Origin of the sequence: Hymenobacter sp. AT01-02, assembly GCF_000961955.2 — a bacterium.
GTDB lineage: Bacteria > Bacteroidota > Bacteroidia > Cytophagales > Hymenobacteraceae > Hymenobacter > Hymenobacter mucosus.
Window position 1 is genome coordinate 119,215 of record NZ_JZIR02000015.1, and the last position, 12,786, is coordinate 132,000.

Sequence of the window (12,786 nt, forward strand, 5' to 3'; positions counted from 1 at the left end):
GCCCGAAATCTGCTTATTGCCCTTCCCACGTCCAGCTGAACCTCCGTTTCTGCATGAAAGCTCTGCGTCTCACTTTGGAGAGTTTCCGCTTTGCGTGGCAAGCCCTGAAATCAAACCTGCTACGCACCATTCTCTCTCTACTGGGCGTCACGGTGGGTATCTTTGCCATTATTGCCGTATTCACCGTGGTCGATTCGCTCGAAGCCAATATTCGGCAGAGTATGACTTTCGTGGGCGATAAGGTGATTTACGTAAACAAGTGGCCCTGGGTATTTGACCGAAATTTTGCCTGGTGGAAATACTTTAAACGGCCAGTGCCCACGGTGCGTGAGTTTCGGGAACTGCAGCGCAGCTTAGGCCCCAACAACAAGGGAATTGCCATTTTTGCCAGTACCAGCGGCAATTTGTTTCGGGCAGGAACCAACAGCATGGAAAGCTGTAATCTGCAAGGGGCCAGCTTTGATTATCGGCAGGTGTCGGACGTGCCCGTGGTGGAAGGGCGCTACTTTACCCAGCAGGAAGTAGATGCCGCGCGCAACGTGGCCATTATTGGTGCTACCATTGCCGAGAACTTATTTCCTGGTCGGTCGGCGTTGGGCCAAGAGTTCAAAACGCGGGGGCAGAAGTTTGTGGTGATAGGGGTGATGGAAAAGGAGGGAAAGAAGCTGCTGGACACCCCCAGCAACGACACGAACTGCCTGATTCCCTTCGGAATGTTCACCAAGATGTTCGCGCTAAGCACCAATGGGATGGGCGGCGTAGCGCCTACCATTGCCGTGAAAGGAACGGATGAGGACCCCGGTTTGCTGGACTTGGAATATGAACTGAAGGGCACCATGCGCAACATTCGCGGCTTGCAGCCCCGCGACGAAGACAATTTTGCCCTGAATCGGCCGGAGATGCTGGCCAACGCTATTACCCAGCTGTTTTCTGTAATTGGCATTGCGGGTGCCGTTATTGGGTCCTTTGCTATGCTGGTTGGGGGCTTTGGTATCGCCAACATCATGTTTGTGTCGGTGAAGGAGCGCACCAACATCATTGGGATTCAGAAGTCGTTAGGCGCCAAAAACTACTTCATCCTATTCCAGTTTTTATTCGAGGCTGTGTTTTTGTGTTTGCTGGGTGGCGCAACGGGTATCTTACTCGTATTCCTAATTACGCTTATCCCTCAGGACGCTCTACCCCTGTTCCTCACTGCCAGTAATATCTCCTTGGGGCTTACCGTATCGGTTGTCATTGGGGTATTGGCGGGCATTATTCCGGCAGTGCTAGCTTCCAATCTCGACCCGGTTATTGCCATTCGGGCTCAATAAATCCATTTAGGCGAGCGGGCGAAAGCAGTAACAATTTAGCCACATCAATTAGGCTGATATTAACAAATTGTTAACTTGCCGCCCGCTATTTTTGGTCGCCTTCCTTCCGTGGGCGGCCTTCTTTTTGCCCTTTTCTTAATTCTTGTACCCTGGCCTGGGTTATCCCACATCTCCAGTGGCCCTGTGCTACTGGCCGCCCGTGCCACCTCTTTTCCAGCGTAGTGTATGTCAAAGCTTAAAAAAACCAGCCGCACCAAAGCGGCCGACCAAGCCCTAAATGCCGGCAGCGGGCAGACTATCGTTCAACCCGATGTCAACGATAATAAAGTAAAGACTATCAGTGATATTCGTGAGCAAACGCACGGTGAACGTACCGTACAGCTAGACGATGAGCAGCGCATTCGCAAGGCGTTCGTAGATAAAGACTGGAATGAAATAAAGATTGCCGACTCTTGGCAGATCTTTAAAGTAATGGCCGAGTTCGTAGAGGGCTTCGAGAAGATGACCAAGATCGGCCCGTGCGTTTCCATCTTTGGCTCGGCCCGCACGAAGCCAGAAAACCCCTACTATCAGATGGCCGAAGAAATTGCGGCTAAGTTGGTACGCCACGGCTACGGCGTTATTACGGGCGGCGGCCCCGGCATCATGGAAGCCGGTAACAAAGGGGCCCGCTCCGAAGGAGGCAAGTCGGTAGGATTGAACATTGAGCTTCCCTTTGAGCAGTTTCACAACATTTACATTGACCCAGACAAGGTTATTAACTTTGACTACTTCTTTGTCCGGAAGGTGATGTTTGTAAAGTACGCCCAGGGCTTCATTGGTATGCCGGGCGGCTTCGGCACTCTCGACGAGCTATTCGAAGCTATTACCCTGATTCAGACCAAGAAGATTGGCCGCTTCCCCATTGTATTGGTGGGCTCAGCCTATTGGAACGGCCTGTTCAAATGGATTGAAGATGTGATGCTGCACGAGGAGCACAATATCTCTCCTGAGGACATGCATCTGGTGCAGATTGTGGATAACGCGGCGGACGCGGTGAAAATCATTGATGAATTCTACTCCAAGTACTTGCTCTCGCCAAACTTCTAAGCGCGGCTGTTGGCCGTATATATCATAGTAGGTAGGAAGCCGGACGGTTACGTCCGGCTTTTTATTTGCCCCTATCTTCGTCTGACTTACTGCCTCCTGTATGCTTACTTCTGCCACCGTACGTGATTATGACTACCTCATTATAGGAGGCGGAGCAGCGGGCTTGAGCCTGGCGTACCATATCAGCCAAGAGCCACGGTTGGCACAGAAACGGGTGCTGCTAGTGGAGCCCGAGGCAAAAGACCAAAATGACCGGACGTGGTCGTTTTGGACGGATGAACCTACGTTATTTGATTCTATAGTTAAGCACGAGTGGCAGAAAATAGCCTTTCGCAGCCCTTGGTTTGAGCAAGTGTTTCCCCTGGCGCGCCACCAGTACAAAATGATTCGGGGCCTCGACTTCTACACACACGTCCGGGAGGCCTTGGCCAGCCAGCCTCAGTTTACATGGTGTACCGCTACTGTGCATCAGGTGCAAGCCGCGGCCAGCGGAGGGGTACAAGCCACCACCTCAGCAGGGGAATTTACGGCCCGCTACGCCTTTGATAGCCGCCCCCCGCAGATACAACAGAACCCCGGCAAGCACCGCTACCTACTTCAGCATTTTGTGGGCTGGGAGGTAGAAACCGACCAGGATGTATTCGACCCCACCACGGTAGAATTCATGGACTTTCGGGGCGAGCAGCACCAGGAGGCTAGGTTTATGTATGTGCTACCATTCAGCCACGCAAAGCCTTGGTAGAGTACACGCTATTTTCTGGCACTACGCTGCCCAAGCCAGAATACGAAGCCGCCATGCGCGACTACTTGCATACCACGCTAGGAGTAGGGCACTTCCGCATTGAAGCGGAGGAAGTAGGCGCTATTCCCATGACCGATCATCCTTGCCAGCAGGAGCAGGCCCTGGCATTATTAACCTGGGTACGCGGGCGGGTCGGGCTAAACCTAGCACAGGGTATGCTTTTAAGCGCATCCAGGCCCACTCGGCGCGGCTGGTGGCGGCGCTAGCATCTGCCGGCAAGCCTCCGCAGGATCTTACCGGCGACAAGTGGCAGTTTCACGTTTTTGATACGCTGCTGCTTGACATTATGCAGCGGAACGGTGAGCAAACCCGGGCCATCTTTACGGAGCTATTTCGACGCAATTCGGTGGAGCGCATCTTTGATTTCTTGGATGAGCGCACCTCGCCTTGGGAGAATTTGCAGGTAATGAACTCCGTGACACCCTGGCCCTTCCTACGTTCCATTGGGCATCTGCTGCGCGGCCGGCCTGGGCAGCGTGGGAAGTAGCAAAACGCACTGCTACGCTTTCTTACCAAGCCTGCCCCGCTATACTACCGTTAGGCTGTCTTCGCTTTCCAAGTAGGTCTTGGCCTCTTGCACGGTTGCGGCAGTGAGGGGCAGTAGGGTAGGCGTAGGAGCCGATAAATTCAAGAGGTAGCCCCGCAACGCAGGTAGGTTATCAAGGTCGTGGGTGATGCACAAAATGGTTCTGTGCTGCTGCGTGACCCAGGCCTGTAGTAGGTCGAATACGCGGCGGCGGTAGTACACATCAAGCTGCTGGGTGGGCTCGTCAAGCAGATAAAGAGCTGCATCTTGCAAGCTAAGCTGGGCCAGCCACACAAGCTGCTGTTCCCCACCCGAAAGCTGTGTAAAGTCACGGTTAGCTAAGTGAACCGCCCCTACTTGTGTTAGTGCCGCATCAGCCAGGGCATAATCTTGAGTTGAATATGAGCTCAAGAAACGATGGTGGCGGAAGCGGCCCATCACAACTAGCTCCCGCACCGATATGGAGAACCCTACACTGCCACGTTGAGGTAAGTGAGCTAGCAAGCCACTGGCAGCGGGACGGTGCACTTGGCGCAAGTCTTGCCCGTGCACGTGCGCCGTACCTTGATAAGCCAGTTGGCCCGTAAGGGCACGAAACAGTGTGGTTTTGCCGCTACCATTATGTCCCACAATGGCAACAAAGGCCGACTCGGGTACTGTAAAACACAAATTGCGGAGCAGGACGCGCTGTCCGTACCCCGCAATCAGGTTGTCTATTGCTAAAGAAGCTTGAGCGCTAGAGAATTCGCGGGAATGAGCCCCGGCATCTACAGTGTTCTGCTGGGAACTCATTGTGCTGCGTATGCTCTATAGGCCAAGTATTCAGTACTAGTACTCGTCCTCGTTGAACATGAAGTCTTCCTTGGTCGGGTAGTCCGGCCATACTTCTTCAATGTTCTCGTAAGGCTGGCCGTCGTCTTCCAGAGCCTGCAGGTTTTCTACTACCTCCATCGGAGCGCCCGAGCGGATGGAATAATCAATGAGCTCATCCTTGGTGGCAGGCCAGGGCGCATCTTCCAGATACGAAGCAAGTTCTAGGGTCCAGTACATAGTCGTGTGTGCTACTAAAAAAAGGTTGGCAAAAAGTGGGCGGCCGCAAATATCCGGCCGGTGTATGAGGCCTGACACCGTTACAGGTGCAGGGTTGCTTCGGAAAACGACAACGTAAAACGTAGCCGAAAGTTGGGTTAGCTAGCCAAGCGCTGGCGTAGCATCTCAATTAGGTCGTTTTTGGTGCGAATTTTCCGCTCGAAAGCGCGAATCTTCCCTTGCAGCATGGTTCGGAATGCGTCGTTGCCAAGTGAGTCGTTGAGCTTGCCCAAGTTCTCTTCCAGCACCTCCTGCTCTTGGCGGTCGTGCTTGATGAAGTCGCGTAGCGCCAGAATGCGCTGGTTAGTCTGATCTTGGGGCGTGCCGGGCTCAGCACCAGGTTGGCGCTTACGAATGTAGTGCTCCAAGGCACTTAATTCGAATACCTTATCGCACGCCAAAATGAACTGTTCCCACACGCGGTCTGATTCTTCGCCGCGTACGGGACCCACTTTCTTCCAAGCAGCTTGCAGCTCCTTAGCCCGCGACACGGCCTCCGACATGGGACGCTTTAGCAGGGCTTGAGCTTCGGCTACTAGGGCCCGCTTGCGGCTGAGGTTATCTTCGCCAGGGGAGGCGGTTTGCTGCTCAGCACGCTTGCTTTCGATGTGCACTTTCAGGCGCTCAAAGAAGTGGTTGTGGGCGGCGCGGAAACGTGTCCACAGGTCGTTGGCCTGCTTGCGGGGGAGAGAGCCATCAATTTCCTTCCACTCCTGCTGAAGTTGTTTCAGCTTGCGGGTAGTTTCCTCAAACTCGTTTGAGTTTTGCAGGGCCTCTGACTTGTGAATGAGCTCTTTGTACCGGTCGTATACGCGGTTGGTCATGGCCTTCTTCTCGGCCAGGAACTCCTTTTTATGCGCAAAGAACGTATCTACGGCCGCCTGAAAGCGTGCTTCCAACTCGTCGATGAGGTGCTTCTCTACGGGGCCGGTTTTTATCCAGCCCTGGCGCAAGTCCTTGATCTTTTCGCTGCCGGCCTGCCAGTCAATGGTATCGGCTAGCGCCTCTACTTCCTGAATTAGGCTGATCTTGGTGGCCAGATTTTTCTCGCGGTTGCGGCCGATAGTAACCTTAATGCCCTCCTCGGCCTCCGTAAGGCGGCGGTGTAGGCCTTCAAAGTCACCCAGGGCATCATAGCTTGCTACCTGCTCCTTGAGGTGCAGGGCTTTCATGAGGAAAGAGCCTTTGTTTTCAGATTCCTCAATCTTCTGGAGAAGGTCTTCCACTTTAGTGCGAAAGAGCCCGAAGCGCTGGGCGAAGTATACCAGCGAGGCATCAGCCGATTCTTTGACTTGGCCGACCTGACGGGCCGGTAGGTCTAGTAGTGGACGAAGCCACACCTGGTCGCCCTCGATGTAGCCGTATCGACGGGCTTCGGCCAGCAGGTGGTCGTGTTGTTCCATAATCAGATAGAGGGGAGCGAATAGGTGGAAAGGTCGGAGGTTAAGCCAAAAGGGTGTACAAGTTTACGGTTTGTCGACAAATTCCTCAGTCGTGGGCGGTCGTGGATTCTTTCACAGTGCTGCCTACCTTTGGCCAACAGCTTAGCAGACGGAAGCTCCCGTTTCGTTTGCAAAACTGCCGTTATAGCACTGTGAGGCTACGCACAGAAAGCCAACGCGGTTATCATCAGGACCCAAGATACAGGTAGGAGCGAATACCTCTTATCGTTTTTCGGTTGAGTAGTAGTAGAATTTACATCCGCAAAATAGGAAGCAAATTGGGCTACACAACTTCATAAATCGGCCACGGCCCGACTTTTCATCGGCTTTTACATGTCTTTCGCACGCTAGTACATCCTTCATATGAGCGACCAACCTACCATTATTTTCTCGATGGAGAGGGTAAGTAAGATTTACCCCCCTCAGAAGCAGGTTCTCAAAAACATCTACCTCTCGTTTTTCTACGGCGCCAAGATTGGCGTGCTCGGTCTTAACGGCTCGGGTAAGTCTTCGTTGCTGAAGATCATTGCTGGCGTTGACAAGCAAATTCAGGGCGACGTGGTATGGTCTCCGGGCTATACCGTGGGCTACCTGGAGCAGGAGCCCCAGCTTGATCCTGCCAAAACCGTGTTGGAAGTAGTGCAGGAAGGCACTGCCGAAACCGTAGCGCTGCTCAAAGAATTCGACGAAATTAACGAGGCCTTCGGGGCTGAGGATGCCGACTTCGACAAGCTGCTGGAGCGCCAAGGCACCGTGCAGGAGCGCCTCGACCAGCTCGATGCTTGGAACCTCGACAGCAAGCTGGAGCGTGCCATGGACGCCCTGCGCACCCCCGCCCCAGATGCCATTATTGGCAACCTCTCCGGGGGGGAGAAGCGCCGCGTAGCCCTGTGCCGCCTGTTGCTGCAAGAGCCCGACGTGTTGCTGCTGGACGAACCAACCAACCACCTCGACGCCGAGAGCGTGCTGTGGCTGGAGCAACACTTGCAACAGTACAAAGGCACCGTCATTGCCGTAACCCACGACCGGTATTTTCTCGACAACGTGGCCGGCTGGATTCTGGAGCTGGACCGCGGTGAAGGTATTCCGTGGAAGGGCAACTATTCTTCGTGGTTGGAGCAGAAAGCCAGCCGCTTGGCTCAGGAAGAGAAAACCGAGAGTAAGCGCCAGAAAACCCTACAGCGCGAGCTGGAATGGGTGCGCATGGCGCCCAAGGCTCGTCAGGCCAAGAGCAAGGCCCGCCTTGCCGGCTACGATAAGATGGTGAACGAGGACGCCAAGGAGAAGGAGCAGAAACTAGAACTATTTATTCCGGACGGTCCGCGCCTGGGAGCTCAGGTAATCGAAGCCGAAGGCTTGACCAAGGCGTTTGGCGACAAGCTGCTGTTTGAGAACCTGTCGTTCAACCTGCCCCAGGGTGGCATTGTGGGCATCATTGGGCCAAACGGCGCGGGCAAGACTACCCTGTTCCGCCTCATCACCGACCAGTTGCAGCCCGACGCCGGCACATTCGTGGTTGGCCCCACGGTGCAAACCGCCTACGTAGACCAGCAACACGACACGTTGGAACCCAACAAGTCGGTGTTCGAAACGATTTCAGGCGGCACGGAGACTATGCTGCTCGCGGGCCGGCAGGTAAACTCCCGTGCCTTCGTGAGCAACTTCAACTTCCGCGGCGGCGACCAGGAGAAGAAAGTAGGCAGCCTGTCAGGTGGCGAACGGAACCGCGTGCACCTAGCTACTACCCTCAAGCAAGGGGCCAACCTGCTCCTGCTCGACGAACCTACCAACGACCTAGACGTGAATGCCATCCGGGCCCTGGAAGATGCTCTGGAGAACTTCGCCGGCTGCGCCGTAATCATCAGCCACGACCGGTGGTTCCTGGACCGTCTGGCTACCCACATCCTAGCCTTCGAGGGCGACTCGCAGGTAGTGTGGTTCGAGGGTAACTTCTCCGACTACGAGGAAGCCAAGAAAAAGCGCCTCGGCGACGTGGAACCCAAGCGGGTTCGGTACCGCAGCCTGGGGTAGTAATTGGTTCTTTTGCTAGCTCTGCCATGAAAAAGCGGGTCCTACTTCACCTTGAGTGAGGTAGGACCCGCTTTTTCATGGCTTGTTGGTGCTTAAACCAAAGCTTGCGCCAACAAAGTATGGGCCTTTTTTGAGCCTACGCGGTGAAGTACTTTAATCTCGCCGCCTTTTACGGAGTTGTAGGAGCTGAAAAAGTGCTCGATTTCGTGGAGCATTTCGCCGGAAAGGTCCGTGATTTCGTGAATGCCTTTGTGCAAGCGGGCATTAGCAGCCACGGCTAACAGCCGGTCGTTGCGCACAATGGAGCCATCGTCTTCGCGCTGCTCAATCTCAAGCGCACCAATCAGGCGAGCTTCCACCACGCAACCCGCGAAAGTGGGAGCATCCAGCAGGAGCAGAACATCGAGTGGGTCGCCGTCTTCCGCTAGGGTAGAGGCACAAAGCCGAAATCGTAGGGAAAGGTGTGGCCTTCCGGTAGCACCCCCTTCAGCATAAACACACCTAGCTCGGGTTCAAACGCTACTTTGTTACGTTCGCCCCGGGGCGTTTCAACGACTACGTGGATAAGGGTACGCGAATGGGCAGCGTGCGCCGGTAACTGATGGAGGGGAGTAGACATACGTAGAGCAAAAAGTTGGCTTGGTCTACGGTGCAGAAGGGGGGTAGCGTTATAGTCGGGGTTGAAGATAAAAGTGAATGCAAAGCTGTATTCGGCAGACTTTCAGGGAGATGCAGTTTAGTGCGGCATGTGGCTGATCTTGGCTTCGTCGAGGTCTAGCTGGGCTTCCTGATGGCGCAGCATTTCTTCTTCAAACTCATCTTCGTGGCGTAGCACAAACAGTTCTTCCCGCTGCACGTGCAGCACATCGAGCAGCACTTGGTGGTAGCGCTGCAAGGCCTGGCGCTTCGACTCATCGTAGTCGAGGGCTTCGAGCAAGTTGCCGGTGCGCTGGGCCTCCGCCTGCATGCGCTGCTGTAAGGCCCTGATCAACTCATTCTGTTGCAAATCGTCCGCGTAGTGCTGGGCCATGTGCGAGAGGGCTACCCGCCGTAGGCGCAGCCGAATGCCCGCTTCCTGTTCCTCGGGCGGGATGCGCTCCTCTAGTTCTGCTACCCCGGTGAAACGGATAAGCGCCGGTAAAGTCAAGCCCTGAAAAACCAGCGTGATGAGTATCACCACAAACGTGATGAACAAGATAAGATTACGTTGCGGAAAGGCTTGCCCATTGCTGAGCAGTAGCGGCACCGACAAAGCCGAGGCCAAGGACACAACGCCCCGCATCCCGGCCCACCCGATAATTAAAGGGCCCTGCCAGCCGGGGCTGGTTTCACCAGTTCGGATGCTGTGGCTGAGTAAGCGTGGTACGAAGGCCGCCGGAAACATCCACAGCAACCGAATCAGAATGACGATGCCGCTGATGATGAGGCCATAAGAAATGGCTTCCCGAAGTGAGTAGCTGCCCAGCCCGCCTACCACCACGGGTAGCTCCAAGCCAATCAAGATAAACACCAGGCCATTGAGGGCAAAACCCACGCTGGCCCACACGCTGTTGGCTTGCAAACGCGTGTCGGCATCGAATACGCGGTGGGAGCGGAAGGACAACAAAAGCCCACCGCTTACTACGGCCAGCACTCCCGAGAAGTGAAACTCCTCGGCCAGGAGGTACATCCCGTACGGGGCAATGAACGTGAGCACCGTGTTGATGCTGGGCGTAGTGGGCAGGTAACGGTGAATCAGGTAAAATACATGGGATACCACCAGCCCCACCACAATACCCATTCCGCTAACCAGCACAAAGCTGGTAGCTGCCTCGTGCCAAACAAACGTGCCCGAAACCACAGCGGCCAGCGCAAACCGAAACACAATAAGGCTGCTGGCATCATTGATCAGGCTTTCTCCTTCTAGGATGCTTGTCACGCGCCGCGGCACTTTCACACCTTTCAGCACTGAGGTAGCAGCTACAGCATCGGGCGGGGAGATGATGCCGCCCAGCAGGAACCCCAGCGGCAGCGTGAAGCTCGGAATCATGGACCGAGATACGTAGGCCACAATGCTGGACGTGAAGAACACGAGCCCGAAGGCCAGCAACCCGATGGGGCGCTTCCACCGCCAGAAATCCTGCCAGGAGGTTTCCCAAGCTGCTTGGTACAGCAGGGGCGGCAGGAAGATGAGAAAGATTAAATTGGGGTCGATGGTAATGGCCGGCAAACCCGGTATGAAGCTGAGTGCCAGGCCCGCCAGCACCAAGAAAATAGGGTAGGAGATGCGCATTTTCTGCCCCAGCATGACCAGGAGCAACATGGCAAACAACAGCCCCAAAACCAGCAAAATATTTCCGTGCAGGGTGCTTTCGTGCATCAGGAGAAAGTAGGGTAACTATGGTGAAACAACTGGCCGCCATTACAGAACCAGGCAAGCTCAGCGGCACCTGTCCGAAACAAGCCAGCGCGCAACTATGCGGGTAGGTGGTGGCCGAGCGCGAGGTACAACCAGTAGCCTCGGGTAGCGGCCGGGGCGGAAGGTAGCGGCTCCATAGGTAAAAGGCTACTGCGAGAGCAAGCTTCTGAAAACAACAGCCTCGCTACCTTGCGGCCCTCATGCTCCACCTCGACCAATATCGTCGTCGCTTTCAGAAGCTACGCGTAGCCCGCAGCCGTCAGCACGGCGAGGCGCCTTACAAGCCTGCCTTGCTGCTGGCCGTCCTCGATGGAGTAGAAGACGGCTCTATCCTAGACAATCGAATTTATATTACTCCGGAGCTGCTGGCGGCTTTTCGCAGCCTCTGTCGCGACTTAAGCACATCGGCCCTGTTTCGCGCCAACGATTTTTCCCTGCCTTTCTACCACCTCACCGGCGACGGGTTCTGGCACCTGCACACTCAACCGGGTATGGAGCTGTTGCTCACGGCGTCCCGCTCGGTTAAGAGCTTTCGCAGCCTTCGCGAAACCATCGACCACGCGGCCCTCGACCCCGCACTGTGGGCGCTGGTGCAAGACCCGGTGGCGCGCACTGAATTGCGCCAAGCCTTACTGCTGCGCTATTTCCCGCAGACGCGCTTTCGCTACCAGCCCGCGGCCGGCCCACAGGCATTGGCTGTCATTCGGCGGCAGATACTGGAGGAGCCCGCCGCCATATACCGCACCCACGTGGCCGCCACCGATGAGCTTGATACTGTCGTGCGCAGTGGCCTCTTTAAGCGGCTGGTACTGGAAGCCTACGACTATACTTGCGCCATTTCGGGGCTGAAACTTTTGAGCACGCGCGGCGCGGTGGCTCCGCTGCTGGATGCTTGTCACATTGTGCCCTGGGCTCTCAGCCACGATGATACGCTGCCCAATGGCTTCGCTCTTACGCCTACCCTGCACCGCGCCTTCGACCGTAAGCTGTTGTGGGTAGATGACGACTTCCGGGTGCGCATTGCTGATGGCTTCGCGGAGCTGGCCGGTGCCGAGCATGGTATTCAGCGTTTTGAGGGCCAACCCGTGCGCTTGCCAGCGGTGCCCGCCTGGCAGCCCCGCCGCGAAAACTTTCGTGCGCAGCGGACTGGCATCCTGCCATAGGGGACGGTGCCCACCTGCTGCCGCGTTGCCGCCGTCCGTAGCGCACGGTCAGCCAATAAGAACGGCATCAGCGCACACGGTACTGAGCACGACGCTACCCAGCCCTGGCGCATGGCCTGCACCACCAACCCCACCAGCGTACGAACACCAGCTTTTTGAAGCAAGGCCCGTCGGTGGCTTTCCACGGTGCGCACGCTTACGCACAAGTGGTCGGCTATTTCCTGGTTGCAATGGTCATTTACCACTAGCCGCAGCACATCCAGTTCCCGTCGGCTGAAAGGGGTAGGCGTTAGCAAGTTGCGGGGAGCGGATGGAGAAGGGCTCGGTTGGTCTGCCACCGCGGATACATACTGGCGAAACAGCGCGGCCACCGTGGCCGGTGCTGCGTGGCGCGGCAGCCACGCGTGCGTAGCCGACCGCTCGGCCAGAAACAAGCGTAAATCGGGCGGTAGACGGTTGCTGGTGAGCAGCAACACCGGCTGGGCGCTACGGATGGCTTGCAAGCGGCGCAGAAAGGAGGCAACGGAGTCCGTGAATAAAGCGCAATCCAACACGACTACAGCGTACGAATGCTGATAAAGTAGGGCTGGAATGGCAGCAGGATCGGTTTGCACAACCACATCTAAGCCCGGCCACACCTCACTAAGCATGGTAAGAAGGCCTTGCCGATGCAGCGTTGGCAGCGCCACCACGAGTACGGAACCAGAGAGGGCATACATAGTTGGACCACGTAAGGATGTACGTTACTAATCGATGGGTAGTACTAGGTGTGTAGTAGTCAACCCCAACCACAAAAGCCGAGCGCGCGATTCTGATATGAATATAATAGTTATATAAATAATAAGTTTAATTATATATTAAATAAATATAATGAAATCCTGCCCGTAGCTTAAACCACCTGCTAATAAGTTGTATTCTACGAGGCAACATGCT

Annotated in this window: 10 protein-coding genes and 2 pseudogenes; 6 read left to right on the forward strand and 6 right to left on the reverse strand. The window is 55.5% G+C overall.

What is annotated here, in order from left to right; all coding sequences use genetic code 11:
* The first annotated feature begins 53 nt into the window (after positions 1 to 53).
* From VI25_RS06845 to VI25_RS27660, 4 genes and pseudogenes are all read left to right on the forward strand, one after another.
* Entirely contained in the window at positions 54 to 1,313 is a 1,260-nt protein-coding gene (locus tag VI25_RS06845; RefSeq protein ID WP_045687180.1) for an ABC transporter permease, read from the forward strand.
* A 225-nt stretch (positions 1,314 to 1,538) separates the two neighbouring features.
* Positions 1,539 to 2,402: a TIGR00730 family Rossman fold protein gene (locus VI25_RS06850; protein WP_089333230.1), complete on the forward strand. Its 864-nt coding sequence runs from the start codon at positions 1,539 to 1,541 to the stop codon at positions 2,400 to 2,402.
* 100 nt (positions 2,403 to 2,502) lie between these two features.
* A pseudogene (locus VI25_RS26590) lies at positions 2,503 to 3,410 on the forward strand (lycopene cyclase family protein).
* On the forward strand, positions 3,320 to 3,691 hold the full coding sequence (locus tag VI25_RS27660; RefSeq protein WP_262489927.1) for a lycopene cyclase family protein: 372 nt from the start codon (positions 3,320 to 3,322) through the stop codon (positions 3,689 to 3,691). Before VI25_RS26590 ends, VI25_RS27660 begins: the two are co-directional and overlap by 91 nt.
* A gap of 39 nt (positions 3,692 to 3,730) precedes the next feature.
* On the opposite strand, the gene VI25_RS06870 is transcribed toward VI25_RS27660, so the two are convergent.
* From VI25_RS06870 to VI25_RS06880, 3 genes are all read right to left on the reverse strand, one after another.
* On the reverse strand, positions 3,731 to 4,522 hold the full coding sequence (locus VI25_RS06870; protein WP_236704932.1) for an ABC transporter ATP-binding protein: 792 nt from the start codon (positions 4,520 to 4,522) through the stop codon (positions 3,731 to 3,733).
* 36 nt (positions 4,523 to 4,558) lie between these two features.
* Complete coding sequence (locus tag VI25_RS06875; RefSeq protein WP_019948259.1) at positions 4,559 to 4,780, reverse strand: DUF2795 domain-containing protein; 222 nt, start codon at positions 4,778 to 4,780, stop codon at positions 4,559 to 4,561.
* A gap of 137 nt (positions 4,781 to 4,917) precedes the next feature.
* Entirely contained in the window at positions 4,918 to 6,222 is a 1,305-nt protein-coding gene (locus VI25_RS06880) for a DUF349 domain-containing protein (protein WP_045687179.1), read from the reverse strand.
* A 402-nt stretch (positions 6,223 to 6,624) separates the two neighbouring features.
* Between VI25_RS06880 and ettA the strand changes: the two genes are divergently transcribed.
* Positions 6,625 to 8,292, forward strand: a complete 1,668-nt coding sequence (gene ettA, locus VI25_RS06885) for an energy-dependent translational throttle protein EttA (protein WP_055562376.1) — start codon at positions 6,625 to 6,627, stop codon at positions 8,290 to 8,292.
* 92 nt (positions 8,293 to 8,384) lie between these two features.
* Here the strand turns inward: ettA and VI25_RS26595 are convergent.
* A pseudogene (locus VI25_RS26595) lies at positions 8,385 to 8,911 on the reverse strand (inorganic diphosphatase).
* A gap of 117 nt (positions 8,912 to 9,028) precedes the next feature.
* Positions 9,029 to 10,651 carry a Na+/H+ antiporter gene (locus tag VI25_RS06895; protein ID WP_089333234.1) on the reverse strand — a complete coding sequence of 541 codons (1,623 nt, stop codon included), beginning with the start codon at positions 10,649 to 10,651 and terminating at the stop codon, positions 9,029 to 9,031.
* A 239-nt stretch (positions 10,652 to 10,890) separates the two neighbouring features.
* On the opposite strand from VI25_RS06895, the gene VI25_RS06900 reads away from it, so the two are divergent.
* Entirely contained in the window at positions 10,891 to 11,853 is a 963-nt protein-coding gene (locus tag VI25_RS06900; protein ID WP_045690166.1) for an HNH endonuclease, read from the forward strand.
* Here VI25_RS06900 and VI25_RS23275 read toward each other — a convergent pair.
* Positions 11,754 to 12,572 carry a helix-turn-helix transcriptional regulator gene (locus tag VI25_RS23275; protein WP_072144764.1) on the reverse strand — a complete coding sequence of 273 codons (819 nt, stop codon included), beginning with the start codon at positions 12,570 to 12,572 and terminating at the stop codon, positions 11,754 to 11,756. The genes VI25_RS06900 and VI25_RS23275 overlap by 100 nt on opposite strands.
* Positions 12,573 to 12,786: the final 214 nt, after the last annotated feature.